This is a genomic window from Saccharopolyspora karakumensis (assembly GCF_004349225.1).
Classification (GTDB): domain Bacteria; phylum Actinomycetota; class Actinomycetes; order Mycobacteriales; family Pseudonocardiaceae; genus Saccharopolyspora; species Saccharopolyspora endophytica.
In genome coordinates, this window is the sequence record NZ_SMLA01000004.1 from 159,613 (window position 1) to 179,134 (window position 19,522).

Sequence of the window (19,522 nt, forward strand, 5' to 3'; positions counted from 1 at the left end):
GCCGCCTTCACCGCCGTCGCCGAGCGATACCGCAGGTAACCGGCACGCTCCGCAGTAGCAGTCTGACCACTGCCGGCGCGCTCAATCAGAGCGTTTCGAGTGAGTGAGTAGAAACCCCCTCTCATCGTTTGCACTGGTTCGATACCGTGCGGTTGACCAGTGGAAAGGGATACCAACGGGGACGCGATGACCTACGGAGACGCGCACGTCTTCCGCCAGCACGAGAACGCGGCGCCATCTGTGATCGGGGCCGAGCACGTGGCGCCGCTGGATGGCGGCGATCAGCTGCCAGACCAGGTGTTCCTCCCGGCAGAGCGGATCACGGACCCGAACCAGCCGGTGACGCTGGAGCTGCGGGTGCTCTCCGGTGGCACCACGGCGATGCTCGCCTACACCTCGCTGGAGGCACTGGTCGCCGGTTGCGGTGAGGGACAACCGTGGATCGCGGTCGAAGGCAACGCCGTGGAAGACCTGCAGCAGCGCAGCGAAGCCGACGCGGTGCTGTGGGACGCGGCCGTACCGCTGGAGCAGCGACGCGGTCAGGGGGAGCGCTGACATGGGCATCGAAGCGAAGCCAGATTTGCTCAGCCAGGTCGCCGGAACACTCCGCAACGCCGGCACCGACCTGGATGCGAGCGCATCGACCCCTCCGCAGCCGCAAGCAGGAGACATCACCGAATTGCTGTCGGCGACCCTGCAGGTGCTGTGCGAGGGCGTCGGCAACGTCGCCGCCAGCGCCGGCGGCCTGGGCGATGCGGTCGCCGAAGGGCGCGCGGAGTACGACGCGATCGACTACGACCAGGCGTTGAACGTCAAGAGCGCGCAGTCTGGGGGCTGACGTGGAAGAACTGGACACCGAGATCAAGGGCGACCCCGAAAGCTTCACCGCGACGTGCCAGTGGTTGCGCGAGACCTCCAGCAACATCGAGCAGGCCGAGCAGAGCTACCTCAAGGCCCGTGGGAGTTCTGAAGGCGGATGGGGCGGGGAGGCCGGAGACGCCTTCCGCGAGATCGCCTTCCAAGGCGCGCGCATGGCTGGGGACACAGTGCAGACGATCTCTGAGGTTTGCAGCGCGATGGAGATCCACGCTGACGGCCTGCGCACGGCCACAGCGCAGATGCAGCAGGCGCGCGACGCGGCCACCGAAGGTGGCCTGACGATCACCGGGTTCAAGATCCAGCCACCGGGCGATGCTCCCGCCGCCCCGGCTCCGCTGCCCGCGGGCAAGCAAGCAAGCCCACAGCAGACCCAGGATCACGCGGCGGCCGTCGCCGCTCAGGCAGCGTACAAGCGCAAGGTCGAGGCCTACAACGAAGCTGCGGGGCTTGTCGCCAAGGCGAAGAAGACCGAGACCGACTCCCAGAACGCGATTGTGCGCTCGATCGCGGGCGTCGTCGAGCCCGTCAAGCTCTCGCTGACCTTGGGCGACGTCTCCACCGGACTAGCGGGCGCCGTCACCGCGAACGCGTCGAAGTGGAAGACCGTGGCCGCCAACGTCAAGTCGCCGGAGTTGCCCGCAAAGCTCGCCCAGAACACCACCATGAGCGCGGCTGGTCGCTTTCGAGCTGCCGAGATCGCGGCCGAGCGAAGCACGGCCAAAGCCACTGCGCTGGCCAACGCCTATCCGACCCGGATCGCATCCGCGCTCGACAAGCTGCCGGACTGGGCGAAGTACGGCCTCGACGCCAAGATCATCCCGAACGGCGGGGCGACCCCGACGAGCCCGATCTTGAAAGGCGCAACGAAGTTGGGCAGGACACTGCCCTACACCGGTTTGCTGTTCACCGCTGCCGGAGTCGGATATGACATCCAGCAAGGAAAAGACCCGACGCAGGCCGTGGTGTCCGGTGGGGCGTCGTTCGTCGCAGGTGCCGCGTCAGGAGCTGCGATCGGCGCGGCGTTCGGTGGCCCGATCGGTGTCGTCGGCGGGGCGATCATCGGAATCGGCGTCGGCATCGCCGTCGACGAGGGCTGGAACCTGTTCGACTAACCTCCCCAGCCAGGACGCGAGCAAGCGATGGAAGGCGGACGCGGCGTGCCGCAGGTAGCCCCGAAACCCGACACCACGACCGGTGAGCCCAGGCCACCCCGCGCTCCCGTGCTCACCACGTGGAAGACCGAGGGCAAGACAAACCCTGCCAGGGCCAAGTTCCCACCGGCACCGGCAGGCGAAGGGCCACTCTTGGAGTGGTACCAAGCGACCCAGTCCGAAGCCGTCAAGGCTGGTTTCGCGCTCACCGCTCTGGGAGTCATCTTCCTGTGCCTGCTGGACTGGGGCTTTGCCTGGATGGCCACCTGGTGGCTGTGGCTCTGCATCGTCTGGCCCCCGATCGTCTTCTACTTCCTGGGCCGCAGCAGCGGTTTCTCAGCAGGCGCTGACTGGTTCGCCACGTCCGAGAAGAGCTACGTGAGGCTCTACGAGCTGAAGACGGTGAAGCTCGAGTACCAAGCTGGCGGTCAGTCAATCGGAATCGAGCTGACCGATGTTCACGGCGGATACGCAGGAGCTCCCCTGCGGCAGCTGCAGCGCAAGCGCGCCCTGTGGGACCTGGTGTACAACGGCATCGCCCATTCGGTGCTGAAAGGCGCAGCTACCGCGAACGAGCAGGCCCTGGACAAACTTGAGCTGCGGTAAATCCATCCGCGGGAAGCGTTCAAGCAAGCAGGTGGCGAACGTCCTCGGGTGAGTCCGTAGGCCGGGCCGGAGAGTCAGCCGGGGTTTCTGACTGCACCTTGTATCCGACTCCGAATGCGAGCGGCTCGACCTGCACCGGCATGGAGGTCGCTGGTCTTACGATCTTTGGCTTCTCATCCTCAGGCTTTGACTCGCTCATGGAAACGCCTCACTCCTTGGCTGCCGGCCGAACGACACCTTCACCGCTTTCCTCTTATTGAGCCCGAAGGCACGTACGACCTCGGGGTCGATCCCGGCCTCACACAGCAAAGCGAAGCGGCACTCGTCGCAGGACTTGAACGGCACCCAGTCCATCTCCGAGGGCTGAGCCATCGCGACACGACGGCCGCAAACGGCGTCCTCCGCTGACTGCCCCTCCCACCGCCGTCCGCGAAAGTCATGCCGGGCTCCCCGGTCTCCGTCAGCAACCGGGAGCCAGTAGTGCCCCGGGCTAGTCACAAGGCACCCACAGATCGCCCGGGCGCTCGTTGGCCAGCGCAGGAGTACCCGGCGAACCGTGAGGTGCGAGTTCGAGCAGCTCAGTGACCAGATCTGCGACGGCGCCGCGCCTGTGCCAAAGAGCCGCAGGCGTATTGGAGTTTTCGACGTCCTCGATGCGAAATCGGGCTGCGGACACGCTGTCTGCGGACTCAACGACGAACATGTCCAACACGCCGTTCCCGACCCGAAACCCCTGCACAGCAGCCAATCATCGAGGGCTGTCAGGCACCGAAAGTGAAAGCTAGCCAAGACACTGGCTTCCAAAGCGGCCAAGTGAGGCCACATCCACGGTTCCTCGCCTCCACACCTGGAATCCACATCGCCCCCAAAATCTCGATGACATGTCACCAGGGAGTTGTATCGTCCAGCTGCAGGTCCTCCCGTTCAAGGCCCGCACCTACACGCCAGCCTGCACCTACCCCTTCACGACCTTCCGCATCCCATCACCGGGCAAGGCCGGCCCGCTGGAGTTCGTCTACCTGGAGGACTTTCACGACGGGCGATACCTCGACGAACAAGACGACGTCGAGACGTACAGTCACCTGTGGGCACGGCTCACCGGAGCAGCACTCGATCCGGTGGCCTCTCGCGAGTACCTGCTCCGCGAAGCGGACAACTACGTGTGACCGATCGTCCCTCAGGAGGGTCAGCATGAACGCGAACGCGTTCACCAACTGGCGCAAGTCCGCCTACAGCAGCGGCAACCCCCAGAGTGCGTCGAGGTCGGAAAAGCCCCCGGCCTCCGTGGGGTGCGGGATTCCAAACTCGTCGATGCGAGCCCCGTCCTAGCTTTCGACCTCGAAGCCTGGTCATCATTCGTCACGGCACCTCGCGACAAGAGTTGAACATTGGCGCAAACCCATCTGTTCGGTAACCCGAACTGCGAACCCTGAGAGATACATCAAGTGACAGCACAGGAACCAGTGCCGTTCCATAAGCTAGGCACTGCAAATCTCGTCGTAGATCGATTACTTGACGGCGGCCTCCAAGGGCACGCATCGGACGACCCGATCGCTCAGCTTCTCCCTGTGGGCAACCAAGGTGGGTTTCGCTATAAGAGCTCACCTGAACGGGGCAGCGTGCAGCTGGTAGTCCTCTATACGACCGGCGCAGAGTCTGACTGGCCGGACTCACTCGACTTGCAGACCGGAATCTTTACCTACTACGGCGACAACAAGCGCCCTGGAGCGAACTACACGACACCCGCCGCAAGGGAAAGCATCCACCGCCCCGATAGCTGGACTGCATGGGTCGACGGTCGCAACTATCGCTCCCTGACCGCTCCGCCGACGACCACCGTTCGGTCGCGTGAAGATTAGCTTCCCGACGACGCCAGCGGATGCGAGATCCTCAACACCATCAGGAACCACTACCGCGGCAACGAGCATGCGTTCGAAGCCTGCGCAAGTGAGATTTGGCGCCTGACAGCACCGCGAACCACGCACTGCGAGCTAACACGGCCAGCGGTTGATGGCGGACGCGATGCTATCGGTGAATACGCAAAGTGTTATGACCCCAGTAACGCAATCGGTGTCCAACCACTAGCACGCTTGATCTCCCGCATTCGACACCGTCAGTTCGGCGTCTTCGTCACTCTGTCCTACTACAACAAGCAGGTCTACAAGGAGGTCCGCGACGACGGCCACCCCATCGTCCTGATCAGTGGTAAGGACATCGTGGACACGCTCAAATCACACGGCTACACAGACCCCAGGCGTGTCGAAAACTGGTTGGCCACAATCAGTATGTAAGGGTTGCACCCTCGCGCAGAGGGCGACTGAAAGGAAGCCTCAGACCTTCCCTACAGTCACCTCTTCGCCTCCATCCACACAACTCAGCCAACACTTCGAAGCAGCTTCCGCGGCTCGCGTTCAACCGCCAACCACCGAGACAGGCGGCTCGGAGCACCGCGGCCGCAGGCCGCGCTCCAAGCGGAACCGAATTGGTTTTGGCACGTCGAGCTGCGTGATGCAGCCCGGCCTGCCAAGTCCGAGGGCTGACCAGGCCGCTGCCCTTGCGCCGATCAGATTGCTAGGTCAAGAGGAAGGTCAGCGATATCCTTAAGCCGACGCCCCTCAATCATCACCTCGAGCGCCTCTACATTGTCATCATTGCCATGCTTCCGCATTGCTTTCTTAAGCTCCGGCAATGCAACATGGTAGACGCAGTCGATGTCACCGGTACCCAATGCCAGTGAAGACAAACGGGACGGGGTGGGCTCAGCCGTCACTACCACGATATGCGGCAATCGCCCCTTCCGATTCCGGATCAAGTTGAGCGCTTCAGAACGGGCGTTCTGAGCCCTATCAGACCTTAGTGTCCATTTACACGAGACCACAGCGTGAAGGATCGGGAGCGTCTGATTCACTGATCGGATTGCCGTATGGACAGCAGTGACATTATCGACCAATTCGGCCCCACCATTGATCAACTCATCCGAAACCGATTCGCGTGTGATGATGACGTCCGGCGAGATCGCATATGCATTGCCGAGAACAGCAGCGAGGTTCGGACTCTTGCGCACAGCCTCAGCCAGTTCTGCCAAATGCTGATAAGGCTCAAAAGAAGCGATCGAATTACCCTTAGCTCGGTTGCCGACCTTATGCACCTGCCAAGATCCAGGCCTCAACATCGAAAACGCAGGGAAAGTAGACTCGAGGAACGCTTGCGTAGCAGACTCGAACGAGTCCCCGAGTGTCTGACCAGCAGCGCGCTCGCTCTCCGTGCTAACCCGCAGCACACGAGCAAGCTCAGCCCCAACGTTGGTCGAAAGCTTGTTGCCACCGTCAGACATTGAGGCGACACCGGATGCGTTTAATGTGAGCGTTCCACCTTCGATCAGGCCTGCATGGAATTCCTCGCGCTTCTGGCTTACAAGTGCTGTCACGATCAACACCCAACCAGACCAGCTGGCAGTCAAGCAACAAGTTTCACGATATTCCGATGGTCAATCTCGAGCGCGCGAACCTAGTCGCACAGGCAGCCCGACAACCACGATCTCCCGACCAATGCCCGTTCGAACTAGCAAAGATACACGGCGGCATCGAAGTCACGCATAAGCAGGGTTGGTGTCGATCCAGAGTCACGAGAACCGACACCAACCCACAGATCCCACTAACTGATCTTTGCGCGATTTTTAAGGAAGAGCTCGTTCCGCGCGTGATCCTCTTGTCCGGTGAACGCCCGGAACTCTCCAAGTTTGTATGCCGTCGCCGATTTACGGGTGCTGATCTCCACGTCGAAGTCGCGGCTGAGGATGCTGATCCGGCGCTCCAGTTCTGGGGCGTCGAGGTCAAGTCCGCTTGCTTGCGAGAGCTGAGCTTGTGTCATGAACTCGCCGCTACTGCGCAGGGCCTTGTAGATCGGGTCATGTTCGACAGGTTGACGCTGGGTCGGCTCGCCTTCGTGCTGGAACGCGCGCATGATCGCCGAGCCGACAGCAGCAGCGACCGGTGGCGGAAAGGCGTTGCCGATCTGCCTGTAGGTGGCTGTTTTCCGTCCAGCGAACTTCCATTTGAAGCCCTTATCCGGAAGCCAGCCCTGAATCCGCTCGACCATCTCGGTCGTGAGCTTCGGCCCGACCTCGAACTTTTCACCAGGGAGGGGCGCGTCGTTGCGAATCCCTAGGGCATCGACTCCCAGCTCAGCCCACGCGCGCTTGGCCCTGGTCGGGCCAAGGTCAGCCCCACCGTGCTTCTTAGATCCGCCCACAATCGTCGGAGCGATCTTGTTCGCACGCTTGGCCCACTCGTCCGCGCCCTCCCAGCCGTTATCGGCCATAAGGTCCTTGAGGACCTCTCCGACAGTGCTGGGTTCTTCGTCAGTCTCGGGCCATGCGAAGTAGGCAGCGTCCTCAGGACGCAGCGCGACCAGGACAAATCGCGGCCGCAACTGCGGAACACCAAAATCCGAAGCGTTCAGAAGCTGCCATTCGGCCACGTAACCGAGCTCGGTCAGCCGGTCCAACACGTGCTGGCGGTAGCCAGCGAACCTGGGCATGCTCAGGCCGCGAACGTTCTCCAGCAGCAACGCCCGCGGTTTCACCTCGTCGACGAGTTCGATCGCCCACGCGAACAGGTCCCGTTCGTCCTCGGCTCCGAGCTGCTTACCCGCGATCGTGAACGGTGGGCAAGGAACACCCCCCGCCAAGAGCGAGACGCCACGATAGTCACTCGGGTTCCAGAGATCCCGATCTGCGACGTCGCCTTGTTTGACGTCCCATTCCTCGCGGTTCAAGCGGAGCGTGTCGCATGCGTTGCTGTCGAGCTCGATCGCAAGCTTGTGCTCGAAGCCGGCCTTCTCCAGCCCGAGAGCCTGGCCGCCCGCACCTGCGCAAATCTCAACGACGCCGTAGTCCGACATCTGTTCCCCTCCTCACAGCTAGGCACGGTGCGTCAGGCTTGCTCCTGGCAGGCGTTATCTTGCCTTGTACGCGCGAGCTAGCCCTCACCGCCTGACAGTTGGTGTGATCGTGTCTGAACAAGACCTCAGCGAAGCCCGTGAGCGAGCGCACGCCGCGGGCATCTATCCGGCTCCGCTGAACGCCGGCCGATCCCGGAACATGCGCGCCAACCGTCGAGCTGACACCAAACCCGAGGTGAAGCTCCGGAAGGCGCTCCACAAGCTCGGCTACCGGTACCGCAAAGATCTTCTTCTCCGGCTCGATGACGGGGTGCGTGTCAAGCCGGACATCGTGTTCACGGCGCGCAAGGTCGCGGTGTTCGTCGATGGGTGCTTCTGGCACGTGTGCCCTGAACACGGCCGTCAGCCGACGACGAACGAGTGGTACTGGACACCGAAGCTTCGGCGCAACATGGAGCGCGACCGAATCGTCGGCGAAGCCCTGCGCAGCGAAGGGTGGCGCGTCGTCCGCGTCTGGGAGCACGAGCTCCTCGATGACGCGGTGGCGCGGATCGAGGCCACCCTTCAATAGCTGCGTGAACATGCGTTCGATAGTAGCCCGCTACTCGGACTATCTGCTGCAGAATTGGCGCCCGTGTGTCTGATTCAGACCACATTCACTCAGCTCAGGGATCGATCTTCCCCGCGCCTACCCGCTGAGCACCTTCTGTGATCTAACGCCCGGACCGTCCACTACCGATCTCCTGACTGGCAGTTCCAGCCTCGTTAGCGAGCAGGCTCCGGATGTAGTCGTAGAAGCCACCAGAGTCCACTGCCTCGACCACTGTCGAGTTCGGCCGCAGCTTGTGGACCCCCCAGGACATGGCTGCGTAGCCCCTGGTCAGTTCGCCCTGGGTTTCGACGTCGACGTGGTACTGGCCAGTCCGGGTGACCAACTCCGGATGGAGCAGGACTGCTGCTGTCAGTGAGTCTGGGTGGGTTGTTCCGTTGACGCCGACGCTGCGGTCGAACTCCAGGGTTGCTGCGCAGACTCGGGTGAAGAAGTCGGAGAGCGGGGTTCCGAGGGCCGCGATCGCGTCGAGTTGTGTTTGTCCGAAGACTGCTTGTTCCAACGTCAGGGGCGCCCACGGGATGACCGTGATGTCGAAACCAGCCGCGAAGACTGCTTTTGCTGCTTCTGGGTCTACGTAGAAGTTGAATTCTGCTGCGGCCGTGATGTTTCCGCGGGCGTTGTTGCTGCCGCCCATCACGTAGAGGGCCTTGACGTTGTCTACGAAGGTCGGGTCCTTGATCGTGGCTGTGGCGATGTTGGTGAGGGGGCCGATGCAGACGATGGCGAGTCGCCTGGGGATTCGGCGGCCAGGCGGATGAGGGCGTCCACCGCGTGCTCGGGGTCTGGGTCGCAGTTGGTCATGTCCATGGTCATGCCGCCTACTCCGTCGCCATGGACGTTCTCGGCGCTCTCCCACGGGCGGACGATGGGGCGGCGGCAGCCGAGGTGGACGGGGACCTCGCCCAGCCGGCCTGCGACGTTGAGGGTCAGGAAGGCGTTGCGGATCTGCTGGTCGAAGCCGACGTTGCCGGCGACCATGGTGATCGCGCGCAGGTCTGCGCGGGGGTCGAGGAGGCCGACGAGCAGGGCGATGCAGTCGTCCTGCGCGGTGTCCGTGTCGATCACCAGAGGGACCTTCGGGGTCGTCATGTCGGCTCCTGTCCGGGCGGATGTCGGTCGCAACCGCAATACTCGCCCCGCGATCAGCCCGCGCACCAGGGAGGCGAGATGCCGACGCAGATCTCGACGTTCTTGATGTTCCAGAACGGCAAGGCCGAGGAGGCGATGAACTTCTACATCAGCCTGTTCGACGACGCCGAAGTGCTCGCCATCAGCCGATACGGCCCTGGTGAGCAGGGAACTGAGGGATCCGTGCAGCACGCCACGTTCACCTTGTGCGGGCGGCAGCACATGTGCATCGACTCGCCCGTGTCGCACGCCTTCGACTTCACGCCGTCGGTGTCGCTGTACGTCGACTGCGTCGACGAGGCCCAGCAGGACCGGCTCCACCAGGCGCTTTCCGAGGACGGCGCGGTGATGATGCCGCCGGACGACTACGGGTTCTCGCGGAAGTTCAGCTGGGTCGAAGACCGGTACGGGGTTTCCTGGCAGCTCAACCTCCCGCGCAGCTGAGCGATCTTGCAGCGCTAAGGTCTGCGCATCCGTTCCGATTCGATTGGGAGCCGATGACGACCGTCAGCGATCGCGCAGCAGAAACGCTCACCGTGCTTCGGCCGGACGTCCGGGAAGCCGCCGAGAACGCCGACGCCGCAGTGCTCCGCCCCGAAGACCAGTCCCAGCTGGGCCAGGCCGATCGGGCGCGGATCGCGCTGCGCGTCGCGCTGGTCAACGAGTCCCCCGCCTACGCCGACTCGGTGGCCGTCGCCCTCGACGACTCCGAGGTGGTGCGGGACGTCGAGCGCTGGGGTGAGCTGCCCGAGCCGACGCAGGCGCTGCTGGCGCACTGCGAGCAGGTCGCGCTCGACCCGGCGGACGTGGGCGCCGACGAGATCGCCGAGCTGCGGGAGCACTTCAGCCCTGCCCAGGTCGTCACCGCCACGCAGGTCGCCGCCTACGCGAGCTTCCGGGTGCGGTTGGAGAGCGGCCTGCGGCTGGTCGCCGACGCCGGGGACGGCCCCGCGTCCCAGGCCGGGATCACCATCGAAGCCGGTGCGGCGGCCGACGGGTTCGCGCTGTCCACGCCCGACCAGGCGTTCCCCTCGATGCGGTGGGTGTCGCGGGTCGTGTCCGGCGGTGACTTCGCGGAGACCCTCAAGCTCGACGCCGGGGTGCTGTCGGCGCAGACCCTGCTGCGCGAGGCGATCATGACCGGTCACGGCGCTCTGGACCGGGCCGATCGCGAGCTCGCCGCGCTGGCGACCTCGCTGATCAACGGGTGCGGCTACTGCACGGCCGTGCACGGCAAGCGGCAGGTGGAGCTCTCCGGTGACCCGCTGACCGCCGTGGTCCTCGCCGAGGCCGGTCCCGCCGCCATCGCCGACGAGCGACTGCGGGCCGTCGTCGACGTCGCCGGGGCCCTCACCTACACGCCCGCCGCGCTCACCGCCGCCGACGTCCGGCGGCTGCACGCCGCTGGACTCGACGCCGACGACGTGAACGACCTGGTCGCCGTGTCCTCGATGTTCGCCTGGGACAACCGGCTGATCATGACTCTCGGTAACGCGGTGCGCTCCTAGATCCTCCTGCGGATGTGCCTCCCTCGGGTGACAGTGGGGTGACCTGCGGCGTGTCGTGACGGGCCCGTCCGGGTAGTCGTTGCGTGCGGAAACCGAGGGAGGCTCCCCATGGTTCAACTCACGACCGAGCCAGTGATCGTCAAAACCCCTGCCGGACAGCTCGAAGGGGACCTCGTGATGCCACCGCCTGCACGGGCGGTGGTTTTGTTCGCGCACGGTTCCGGCAGCTCACGGCGCAGTCCGCGCAATCGCGCGGTCGCCGAGTCCCTGCACAACGCGGGCTTCGGCACCCTGCTGCTGGACATGCTCACGCCTTCCGAGGCGTCGATCGACCAGCGCACGCACGAGTACCGGTTCGACATCGACCTGCTGGCCGAGCGGCTCACGCCCGCCATCGACGCGCTCGGCTCCTGGCGGACCACGCGCGGCATGCCGGTCGGCCTGTTCGGCGCGAGCACCGGCGCCGCCGCCGCGATGAAGGCCGCAGCGCGCCGTCCCGACCGGGTCACCGCCGTGGTGTCGCGGGGCGGTCGTCCCGATCTCGGCGGCGACGGGCTGGCCGAGGTGCAGGCCCCGACGTTGCTGATCGTCGGCGGCGACGACCGCGAAGTCCTCAACCTCAACCGGCAGGCCGCCGAGCTGCTCACCTCACTGCCCCTGACCGACATCAAGATCGAGATCGTGCCGCACGCCGGTCACCTCTTCGAGGAACGCGGAGCCCTGGAGAAGGTCTCCGAACTCGCCGACCGGTGGTTCTGCAAGTACCTCGGTGCCGGGCACAGCAAGCAGACCGGCCCCGACGGCGGTCACTTCAAACCGCCGGAACCCCGCCGCCGGCCACCGATGATGTAGTCCTGCACCGCCTGGTAACCGGGCACGTCCGCCGCCGTGGCACCACCCGCGCGGACCTCCCGCGCGGTGGTGACCGCGGCGTGCAGGGCCGCTCGGTAGAGCAGCGAGCCGGTGCTGATGCGCGCGACGCCCAGGGCGGCCAGCTCCTCGATGCTCTGCCCCGGCTTGTAGAGGACGTTGACCGGGACGTCGACCGCGTCGACCACGGCCCGGACGTCGTCCTCGGCGCTGATGCCCGGGACGAAGACCCCGCTGGCGCCCGCTCCGGCGTAGCGGCGGGCTCGTTCCAGCGCGTCGGGCAGGGACGGGCGCGGATCGAGCCAGTGGGTGTCGGTGCGGGCGTTGAGGAACAGGCCCGGGGCTCGGTCGCGGATCGCCGCGATGCGCTGCTCGTGGAGCTCCGGGGCGCAGAGCTCGTCCTCGATGTTGATGCCCGCGACGCCCAGTTCCGCCAGTTCCGCGGCGACATCACCGATCTCGGCCGGGCTGAGACCGAAACCCGCCTCGACGTCGACCGTGATCGGGACCGGCAGCCCGACGATCTTCTTCGCGAGGTCGAGCGTCTCGTCCTTCGTTCCCCCGCTGCCGTCCGGCACGCCGTGAACCGCCGCGACGCCGAGGCTCGTGGTGCCGATCGCGGCGAACCCCGCCTCGACCAGCGCAGCGGCGGAGGCGAAGTCCCAGGCGTTGGGCAGGAGCAGCGGCTCGGCACCCTCGTGCAGCGCGTGGAAGTCCATGCCCGGCACCGTAGAGGCCGGGCCTGACACGGGGAGATCAGCGGGGCATGCGGCGCCAGAGGGGCTGCGGGACGTAGTGCATGGCGGCGAAGACCCAGCGGAGGATGCCGGGGACCCAGACGACCCGGCGGCCTCGGTGCAGCGCCTTGTCGGTGGCGTCGGCGACCTGGTCGGGAGTCGACGACCACGGGGCCGGGTCCATGCCGGTGGTCATCCGGCCGATGACGAAGCCGGGCCGGACGATCAGCAGCGACACACCGCTTCCCACCAGGGCGTCGGAGAGCCCGTTGGCGAAGCCGTCGAGGCCGGCCTTGGCGGAGCCGTAGACGTAGTTGGCGCGGCGGACGCGGACACCGGCGACCGAGGAGAACACCACGATCTTGCCGTGGCCCTGCTCGCGCAGCAGGTTCGCCAGGTGGGTGAGGACGTTGACGTGGGCGACGTAGTCGATGTGCACGACGTCGACCGCGTGCGCGGCCTCGGACTCGGCGCGCTGCTGGTCACCGAGGATCCCGAAGGAGATGACCGCGGTGCCGATCGGGCCGTGCTCCTCGGCGAGGTCGCGCAGCAGGGCTTCGTGGGTGTCCAGCCGGGCGGCGTCGAACTCCACCCGCACGACCTCGTCGGCACCCGCTCGGAGCAGCGCCGCTTCCTGGTCGTCGAGGTCCTGCGACCGCCGGGCCGCGAGGATCACCTTGCCGTTCCCGCGCCGCACCAGGCGGTCCGCGACCGCCACGCCGATCTCGCTCCGGCCACCCAGGATCAGTACCGCTCCGCTCATCGCGGTCATCCTGCCACCACCCCGGCAACGCGCGGTGCACCCCCGGTGGCTTGCCGGGCAACGATTTCCGATTTCGCGCAGGACCGCGCCGGCTCAGTAGCGCAACTCACCGCCACCTCAACCGGAGGGCTGTTCACCGACTGAAGCCCCCGGCATACTCTTAGTACGAGATCGTTCCCCACGAAGGCAACCGAGCGGATCCCTCTCATGGCTGACGCCCACCCGCAGATCGACACGACCAAGCCCAGCATCGCGCGCGTGTACGACGCGTTCGTCGGCGGCAAGGACAACTTCGAGGTCGACCGCGAGGTGCTGCGGCAGATCCAGCAGCTGGCCCCGGAAGCCATCCAGGTCGGCAGGCAGTGCCGCGCTTGGCTGATCCGCGTCGTGCGCTTCATGGCGGGCAACGCCGGTGTCGACCAGTTCCTCGACCTGGGATCGGGCCTGCCGACCGCGGAGAACACCCACCAGGCGGCGCAGCGGATCAACCACGAGGCGACGGTCGTCTACGTCGACAACGACCCCACGGTCGCCGCGCACGGCCGCGCGCTGCTGGAGGAGAACGAGTTCACCCACTTCGCGGTCGCCGACCTGCGCGATCCCGAGCAAGTGCTCAACCACGAGTCGGTCCGCAAGTACTTGGACCTGAACCGCCCGGTGGGGTTGATCCACAGCAACACGCTGCACCACGTCACCGACGACGAGAACCCCCCGGCGATCATGCGCACCTACCTCGACGCGCTGGCCTCCGGCTCGTTCCTGGCGATCTCGCACCTGCACAACCCGGGCGACGGCAGTTCCCGCGCGCAGCTCGCCGAGGAATCGCAGGTCAAGTTCAACTCGATGATGGGCAGCTGCTTCTACCGCAGCCGCGAGGACATCCAGGAGCTGTTCGCCGGCCTGGAGATGATCGAGCCCGGCCTGGTCAACCTCTTCGACTGGTGGCCGGACGGACCACGCCTGACCGAGCCCTCGGACGGCGAGTACAACCTGCTCGGCGGCGTCGGCCGCAAGCGCTGACGCCGGAAGCCGGCGCGAAGGGCGCCTTTCCGGGGTCGGTGGCAGTTCCTCGGTCGAAACCGCCACCCGTGACCGCAAAGGCGCCCGGTCGAGCTCACATGGCCTGGCGCGAAGTCCAGTGCCGCATCGCGTGCTCCACGAGCGCGATCAGGGTGCGCTTGGTGGATTCCCGGTCCCGGGCGTCCACCGGACCGATCGGCACCTCGGGCCCGATCGCCATCGCTTCCCGCACCTGTTCGAGCGAGTGCAGCATCTGCCCGTCGAACATGTTCACGCCCACCAGGTAGGGCAGGCCGCGGTCCTCGAAGAAGTCGATCGCCGAGAACGAGTCCGCCAGCCGGCGGGTGTCGACCAGCACGACGGCGCCGATGGCACCGCGGACCAGGTCGTCCCACATGAACCAGAACCGCTGCTGCCCGGGCGTGCCGAACAGGTAGAGGATCAGGTCCGAGGCCAGCGAGATGCGGCCGAAGTCCATGGCGACCGTGGTGGTGGTCTTGTTCGGAGTCGCGTCGAGGTCGTCGACGCCCTTGGAGGCCTCCGTCATGACCGCTTCGGTGGTCAGCGGAACGATTTCCGAGACCGAACCGACGAACGTCGTTTTGCCCACACCGAACCCGCCCGCGACGACGATCTTCGCCGACGTCGAGCTGGTGCCACCCCGGTTGGCAGCCTCCGGCATGGAGCCGAGCTGGGGTGCGCTATAGCCGACGGAGTCCACTCAAAACCCTTTCCATCAACATCATGTGTGGTGCGCTACCGCTTTCGCTCACCGTGTTGTGCACGGTGATCAATCCGAGTTCGGCCATGTCGGCCAGCAGCACGCGGGCGACCCCGATCGGCACCGACAGCAGTGCCCCCACCTCGGCCACCGAACGCGGTTGCTGGCACAGCTCGGCGATCGACTGGTGCTCCAGCCGGACCGGTGCGCCGGGTCGGTAATTCTCGCCGACCGAAACCAGGGTCTCGATGGCCAGTTCGTAGTTCGACTTCGTCCGGCCGCCGGTCCAGGTGTAGGACCGGATGCTGGAGGCAGCGGGGGCCTGGGGAGCGGCGTCGGCAGGGTCCTGCGACACCGTCCGGGCACGCTGGTCCAGCTCGTGGTCCTGCGGCGGTTCCGGCTCCTCGCGCCCCTTGCGCTTGTCCCGCTTGGACTTGGCGCCGAACGTGAACGCGTTGACGACATCGGCGAAGCTGTCATCGCCCGAGTTCTGCCGTCTTCGGTCTCGGCGGGGGTATTCCGAGCGTCTGCTCATCGCTTCCTCACACCAGTTGACCCGACACAGCGCCCGCGCTGTTCTGCAGCTGGGTGCGGATCTCCGGGGTGAGCATCTGGCCGACGCGCTCGACCAGCATGGTCATCTCGTAGGCGATCAGCCCCATGTCGCACTGCGGCGCGGCCAGCACGGTCAGGCACGAACCGTCGCTGATGCCCATCTGCAGCAGGGTGCCCCGGTCCATCTCCACGATCGTCTGCACGACCCGGCCGGCCTCGAAGCACTTCGCCGATCCCTGCGTCAGGCTCAGCAGACCAGAGGCCACAGCTGCGAGCTGATCGGCGCGATCCCTGGGCAGGGTCGCCGAAGCGGTCAGCACCAGTCCATCAGCCGAGACCACGATCGCGTGCGCCACTCCCTGCACGCGTTCGGTGAAGTCCGTGATCAGCCAGCCGAACCTGCGGGAAATAGTCTGTGCGCTCATGCAACCTCCTGTTCGTTGCCGAGATGATCACGTGTCTTCTCGCGTGTGTCCACCACTCAGCCCTCGTCAGTCATCCGGTGCCGGCCACGGCTGACGCCGCCCTGGAAGTCGGACAGCCTGCTGCGCAACGCGTTCGGGTCGCGCTGGGACCGTCGCGGCTGACTCGGCTGCTGGGACTGGTCGGACACGCTTCCCGGAACCAGGTTCGCCTTCGGCTTGCGCCGGGGCAGCCCGGCGCTGGTGAACGACGTCTCCTGCGGGTTCGCCGCGGCTTCCGCCGCCTCGCGGGCCTTGTCCGCGGCGAAGTCCCAGGCTTGCGCTTCCGGGGTCTGCGGGATCCAGGGCTGGGCCTGGGGCAGTTCGGGAGCCGGCTCCGACGGGTCCGGCGGCCACGGCTTGAACACCGATTCCGGGTCGGTGTGACCGAACTGGACGCCGTTGTGCGCCAGCTGCTTGCTGATGTCCTCGGCGCTGCGGCTCTGGGGAGCTTCCTCGGCAGCGGGCTCAGCGGCGACGCGGTTGCGCGGCTTGCGCTGTGGCAGACCGGACGAGGTCAGCTGCGGCTCGTCGTCCTCGGCGGGCTTTTCCGAGGTGAACAGCGCGGAGTCGCCGTCCTTGGTCTCGGGCCAGCGGAACTCACCGGTCTCCGAGATCGAGTCCGACGCCGCGGGCATGAACCACTGCCCCGCCAGGTCGTTGCGGGCCGGTTCCTCGGCGGGCTCGTCGGGCTCCTCGCCGGCCACGGGCTGGTCGTAGTCCAGCGAGGAACCGAAGAAGCTGTTGGTCTGCGAGTCCTCGCCTCCGGCCGGGGCGAAGAAGTCGTTGGCCTGGCCGGAGCCGGAGTCGAAGAACCCGCTCCCGTCGAACTGGCCCGAGCGCTCGGCCTGGTCGTTCGGGAAGATCGGCTCGAACAGGCTGGTCGGCGCGTTGGCGTTGTAGTCGTCGTCGCTGTGCGCCCAGCTCGGTTCTTCGCTGCGCGCCCAGCTCGGCTCGTCGTTCTGGGCCCAGGCCGGCTCGTGGGTCTGCCAGCCGTCGTCCTCGGGGCGGTGCTGGTCGGGAACCCGCTGCGGCAGCGGCGAACCCGCACCCGGGAACGAGGTCTGCAAGCCCGGCAGCGAGTGGCCGTTGACCTGCGCGGGCGGTGCCGCGGGCGGCATCTGCGACTGGCCGCTCGGCTGGGCGGAGACCACGTGCTCGGCCGGGACCAGCACCGTGGCGCGCACGCCCTCGACGTCGGGACCGCCGTGCAGCTCGACGCTGATGCCGTGCCGCGCGGCCAGGCGTCCGGCCACGAACAGGCCCATCCGGCGCGAGGTCGAGATGTCGTCCTCGGCGACGCGGGCGAGCCGCTCGTTGGCGGAGGCCAGGTCGTCGTCGCCCATGCCGATGCCGTTGTCGAGGACGTCGAGCACGACCGTGCCGTCACCGGACTGGTAGCTGGAGACGGTCACGACGGTGTCGGGTGCGGAGAAGTTCGCACCGTTGTCCATCAGCTCGGCGACCAGGCGCACCAGGTCGCTGGCGGTGTTGCCGCGCAGCTTCACCGACGGGGTCGGCTGCACCGCGATCCGCGGGTACTGCTCGATCTCCGAGACCGCCGAGCGCAGCACGTCGGCGAGCTCGGTGGGCTGGGTGAAGCGGCGGGCCAGGTCGCTGCCGGAGAGCACCATGAGGTTCTCGTTGTTCCGGCGCATCCGGGTCGCGAGGTTGTCGAGCTGGAAGAGCCTGGACAGCTGGTCGGGGTCTTCCTCGTCCTGCTCCAGCTCCTCGAACAGGCGCAGCTGGCGCTCCAGCAGCGCCTGGCTGCGGCGGGAGACGCTGACGAACGCGTCGCTGTAGCCGCGGCGCAGGTCGGCCTGCTCGACGGCCAGGCGCAGCGCCTGCCGGTTGACCTCGTCGAAGGCCCGCGCCACCTGGCCGACCTCTTCGGTGGTGTTGATCGGCAGCGGCGGCACCTCGGCCTCGGCGCCCTTGCCCTGGCGGACCGCGGTGACCGCCGAGGGCAGGTCGTACTCGGCCGCGTCCAGCGCGCCGATCCGCAGTTCGCGCAGCGAACCGAGCAGCTGGCGGGTGATCATGATGATCACGGCGGCGGCGGCGATCAGCGAGGCCAGCAGCATCACCGAGTCCCACCCGGCGCTGTCGCCGGCGTCGTCGGCCAGGCCCTGCGCGACGGTGCGTACCTCGGCCGCCAGCTCGCCGCGACCGCCTTCGATGGTCGCCGCGGAGCCGTCGCTGGCGCTGTTCCACGCCTCGCGCTCGACCGAGAAGCCACCGCTGGACTTGCGGTCGGTGCTCTCCACGACGACCACGCCGAGCATCTGGTTGCGCTGCACGATCGCCGGGACCTGGAGCTGCTCCGCGAGGCGCTGCTGCCAGTGCTTGGCCACACCCGAGCTGGCGTCGTTGATCTTGGACAACAGCCGGGCGCGGGAACCGGAGAGGGTGTCGAGCGTGGGCGCGTCCAGCGAGCCGTCGCGCAACCCGGACAGCACCAGCGCCTGCTGGAGCCGGACCTCCTCGGTCAGGCTGAGCAGGTCGGTCAGCGCGGTCGCGGTGCTGGAGATCTGGGGGTCGGCGACGCTGGTGGTCAGCGCGCGGTCCAGCGCGAGCGCCGCGCGCACGGCCTGGCTGTAGGCGCCGACGGCCTGCATGGCGGTGACCCGCTTGGCCTGCACCCCGGCACGCACCGCGGTCAGCCCGTCCAGCGCCTTGCGGGTTTCGGCGAAGCGCTCGTGGACGACGTCGGTGTAGATGTCGTTCTCGGTGAGGATGACCCGCAGGTTCTCGGCCGCCTTGTCGGTGGCACCGACCTGCTCGGTGAAGTCCCCGATCTGGCCCTCACCGACGAGGTTCTCCACGGCGTGGTTGCGCTCCAGCTGCAGCCCGCTGGTCAGCGGCTCCAGCTGGTCTTCGGCGTCGAGCACCTGCGCGACCCGGCCGTACTGGTCGGCCTGGTCGACCTGCCACTGGATCTGACCGACACCGAGCGTGATCGCGAACAGGACGGGCACCAGCACGACGGCGGCCAGCTTCGTGGGCAGCGACCAGTTGCGCCACTGCAGGAAGCCGGCGGGCCGCCGGTCCCCGCTCACGAGCGATCTCCCTGTGCGTCTCCGCGCTGGTCAAGCGAGCGTGTCGAACAAAGCGTAGGCGAACGGCGCATGCGTGCGGTCCCGCAATCGTCGTGCTGATGGTCTGGGGTGAAAGGCAGGCATGCCGGGAGGGCGTGGGGTCGGCGAACCAACGCGTGACTCCCTGCCTTCACGATCTCGTCGATACTCAGCGTCACCAATGACTTCCCCGGCCGGTACATTCCGGACACCGGTATCGAACCGTGACCCTTCCCGTTCGCACGACTACCTCTCAGTGTCCAAGCACTATATGCCCCTGCCGCGAGGAAAGCACCGGGGGCTTTTTCGCAATGTGCTACGCCAAACAGGCGAGATCACGCCGAGTGTTCGAGCAGTTCGGGTGCGCTTCACGCAATTTCACCCGTTCGGACTAAAATGACCCCGGAACTCTTCCGCGAGAGAGACTGTAACACCAGGTCAGCGGCTTTCGATCTTGAAGTGGCAGGTCTCTGACCTGGCCTTACCAGCCAGTAACCGAGAGTCGCCCACCCGTCGCGGACTCTCGGCTCC

The 19,522-nt window shown here is 66.4% G+C and carries 21 protein-coding genes and 1 pseudogene; 13 read left to right on the forward strand and 9 right to left on the reverse strand.

Going from position 1 to position 19,522, the window contains the following annotated elements; genetic code table 11:
- Positions 1-186: 186 nt before the first annotated feature.
- The 8 genes from E1202_RS04485 (at position 187) to E1202_RS32910 (ending at position 4,927) form a co-directional block, all read left to right on the forward strand.
- Positions 187-555 (forward strand): SAV_915 family protein, encoded by a 369-nt coding sequence (locus E1202_RS04485; protein ID WP_132681267.1) that lies wholly within the window; start codon positions 187-189, stop codon positions 553-555.
- Position 556: 1 nt separating this feature from the next.
- Positions 557-838 carry a hypothetical protein gene (locus E1202_RS04490; RefSeq protein WP_132681268.1) on the forward strand — a complete coding sequence of 94 codons (282 nt, stop codon included), beginning with the start codon at positions 557-559 and terminating at the stop codon, positions 836-838.
- 1 nt (position 839) lies between these two features.
- Entirely contained in the window at positions 840-1,991 is a 1,152-nt protein-coding gene (locus E1202_RS04495) for a hypothetical protein (RefSeq protein ID WP_132681269.1), read from the forward strand.
- Between the two features lie 108 nt (positions 1,992-2,099).
- Positions 2,100-2,636, forward strand: coding sequence for a hypothetical protein (locus E1202_RS04500; RefSeq protein WP_132681270.1), 537 nt, complete (start codon positions 2,100-2,102; stop codon positions 2,634-2,636).
- Positions 2,637-3,517: 881 nt separating this feature from the next.
- Positions 3,518-3,802 carry a Scr1 family TA system antitoxin-like transcriptional regulator gene (locus E1202_RS04515; RefSeq protein WP_132681271.1) on the forward strand — a complete coding sequence of 95 codons (285 nt, stop codon included), beginning with the start codon at positions 3,518-3,520 and terminating at the stop codon, positions 3,800-3,802.
- 123 nt (positions 3,803-3,925) lie between these two features.
- Positions 3,926-4,021 carry a DUF397 domain-containing protein gene (locus E1202_RS32030; protein WP_235877684.1) on the forward strand — a complete coding sequence of 32 codons (96 nt, stop codon included), beginning with the start codon at positions 3,926-3,928 and terminating at the stop codon, positions 4,019-4,021.
- A gap of 78 nt (positions 4,022-4,099) precedes the next feature.
- The gene (locus tag E1202_RS32905; RefSeq protein WP_408006084.1) at positions 4,100-4,495 is read left to right on the forward strand and encodes a hypothetical protein; all 396 of its coding nucleotides are present in this window, start codon (positions 4,100-4,102) and stop codon (positions 4,493-4,495) included.
- Between the two features lie 39 nt (positions 4,496-4,534).
- Positions 4,535-4,927, forward strand: coding sequence for a restriction endonuclease (locus E1202_RS32910; RefSeq protein ID WP_408006085.1), 393 nt, complete (start codon positions 4,535-4,537; stop codon positions 4,925-4,927).
- A 272-nt stretch (positions 4,928-5,199) separates the two neighbouring features.
- Here E1202_RS32910 and E1202_RS04530 read toward each other — a convergent pair whose 3' ends face one another.
- Positions 5,200-6,096, reverse strand: a complete 897-nt coding sequence (locus E1202_RS04530) for an NgoMIV family type II restriction endonuclease (RefSeq protein WP_207918458.1) — start codon at positions 6,094-6,096, stop codon at positions 5,200-5,202.
- Between the two features lie 194 nt (positions 6,097-6,290).
- Positions 6,291-7,538 (reverse strand): DNA cytosine methyltransferase, encoded by a 1,248-nt coding sequence (locus E1202_RS04535; RefSeq protein ID WP_132681272.1) that lies wholly within the window; start codon positions 7,536-7,538, stop codon positions 6,291-6,293.
- 103 nt (positions 7,539-7,641) lie between these two features.
- Between E1202_RS04535 and E1202_RS04540 the strand changes: the two genes are divergently transcribed.
- Complete coding sequence (locus E1202_RS04540) at positions 7,642-8,109, forward strand: very short patch repair endonuclease (protein ID WP_235877687.1); 468 nt, start codon at positions 7,642-7,644, stop codon at positions 8,107-8,109.
- Between the two features lie 142 nt (positions 8,110-8,251).
- Here E1202_RS04540 and E1202_RS32770 read toward each other — a convergent pair.
- Positions 8,252-9,240 (reverse strand): annotated as a pseudogene (locus tag E1202_RS32770) (nucleoside hydrolase).
- A gap of 78 nt (positions 9,241-9,318) precedes the next feature.
- Here E1202_RS32770 and E1202_RS04550 point away from each other — a divergent pair.
- The 3 genes from E1202_RS04550 to E1202_RS04560 all read left to right on the forward strand — a co-directional run bounded on the left by E1202_RS04550 (position 9,319) and on the right by E1202_RS04560 (position 11,639).
- The gene (locus E1202_RS04550) at positions 9,319-9,723 is read left to right on the forward strand and encodes a VOC family protein (RefSeq protein WP_132681273.1); all 405 of its coding nucleotides are present in this window, start codon (positions 9,319-9,321) and stop codon (positions 9,721-9,723) included.
- Positions 9,724-9,776: 53 nt separating this feature from the next.
- Positions 9,777-10,787 (forward strand): peroxidase-related enzyme, encoded by a 1,011-nt coding sequence (locus tag E1202_RS04555; protein ID WP_132681274.1) that lies wholly within the window; start codon positions 9,777-9,779, stop codon positions 10,785-10,787.
- A gap of 108 nt (positions 10,788-10,895) precedes the next feature.
- On the forward strand, positions 10,896-11,639 hold the full coding sequence (locus tag E1202_RS04560; RefSeq protein ID WP_132681275.1) for a dienelactone hydrolase family protein: 744 nt from the start codon (positions 10,896-10,898) through the stop codon (positions 11,637-11,639).
- Here the strand turns inward: E1202_RS04560 and E1202_RS04565 are convergent.
- Both E1202_RS04565 and E1202_RS04570 read right to left on the reverse strand, forming a co-directional pair.
- Positions 11,594-12,376, reverse strand: a complete 783-nt coding sequence (locus tag E1202_RS04565; RefSeq protein ID WP_132681276.1) for an isocitrate lyase/PEP mutase family protein — start codon at positions 12,374-12,376, stop codon at positions 11,594-11,596. The two genes, E1202_RS04560 and E1202_RS04565, sit on opposite strands and share 46 nt — an antisense overlap.
- A gap of 37 nt (positions 12,377-12,413) precedes the next feature.
- Positions 12,414-13,157, reverse strand: coding sequence for an SDR family NAD(P)-dependent oxidoreductase (locus E1202_RS04570; protein WP_132681277.1), 744 nt, complete (start codon positions 13,155-13,157; stop codon positions 12,414-12,416).
- Between the two features lie 207 nt (positions 13,158-13,364).
- On the opposite strand from E1202_RS04570, the gene E1202_RS04575 reads away from it, so the two are divergent.
- Positions 13,365-14,177 carry an SAM-dependent methyltransferase gene (locus E1202_RS04575; RefSeq protein WP_132681278.1) on the forward strand — a complete coding sequence of 271 codons (813 nt, stop codon included), beginning with the start codon at positions 13,365-13,367 and terminating at the stop codon, positions 14,175-14,177.
- 94 nt (positions 14,178-14,271) lie between these two features.
- Here E1202_RS04575 and E1202_RS04580 read toward each other — a convergent pair whose 3' ends face one another.
- The 4 genes from E1202_RS04580 to E1202_RS04595 are packed head-to-tail and all read right to left on the reverse strand — an operon-like array spanning position 14,272 to position 18,973.
- The gene (locus tag E1202_RS04580) at positions 14,272-14,898 is read right to left on the reverse strand and encodes a GTP-binding protein (RefSeq protein WP_132673875.1); all 627 of its coding nucleotides are present in this window, start codon (positions 14,896-14,898) and stop codon (positions 14,272-14,274) included.
- Positions 14,879-15,433 (reverse strand): DUF742 domain-containing protein, encoded by a 555-nt coding sequence (locus E1202_RS04585; RefSeq protein ID WP_132681279.1) that lies wholly within the window; start codon positions 15,431-15,433, stop codon positions 14,879-14,881. The genes E1202_RS04580 and E1202_RS04585 overlap by 20 nt, the downstream gene beginning before the upstream one ends.
- Positions 15,434-15,440: 7 nt before the next feature.
- The gene (locus E1202_RS04590) at positions 15,441-15,878 is read right to left on the reverse strand and encodes a roadblock/LC7 domain-containing protein (RefSeq protein ID WP_132673877.1); all 438 of its coding nucleotides are present in this window, start codon (positions 15,876-15,878) and stop codon (positions 15,441-15,443) included.
- 56 nt (positions 15,879-15,934) lie between these two features.
- Positions 15,935-18,973: a sensor histidine kinase gene (locus E1202_RS04595; RefSeq protein ID WP_132681280.1), complete on the reverse strand. Its 3,039-nt coding sequence runs from the start codon at positions 18,971-18,973 to the stop codon at positions 15,935-15,937.
- Positions 18,974-19,522 lie beyond the last annotated feature (549 nt).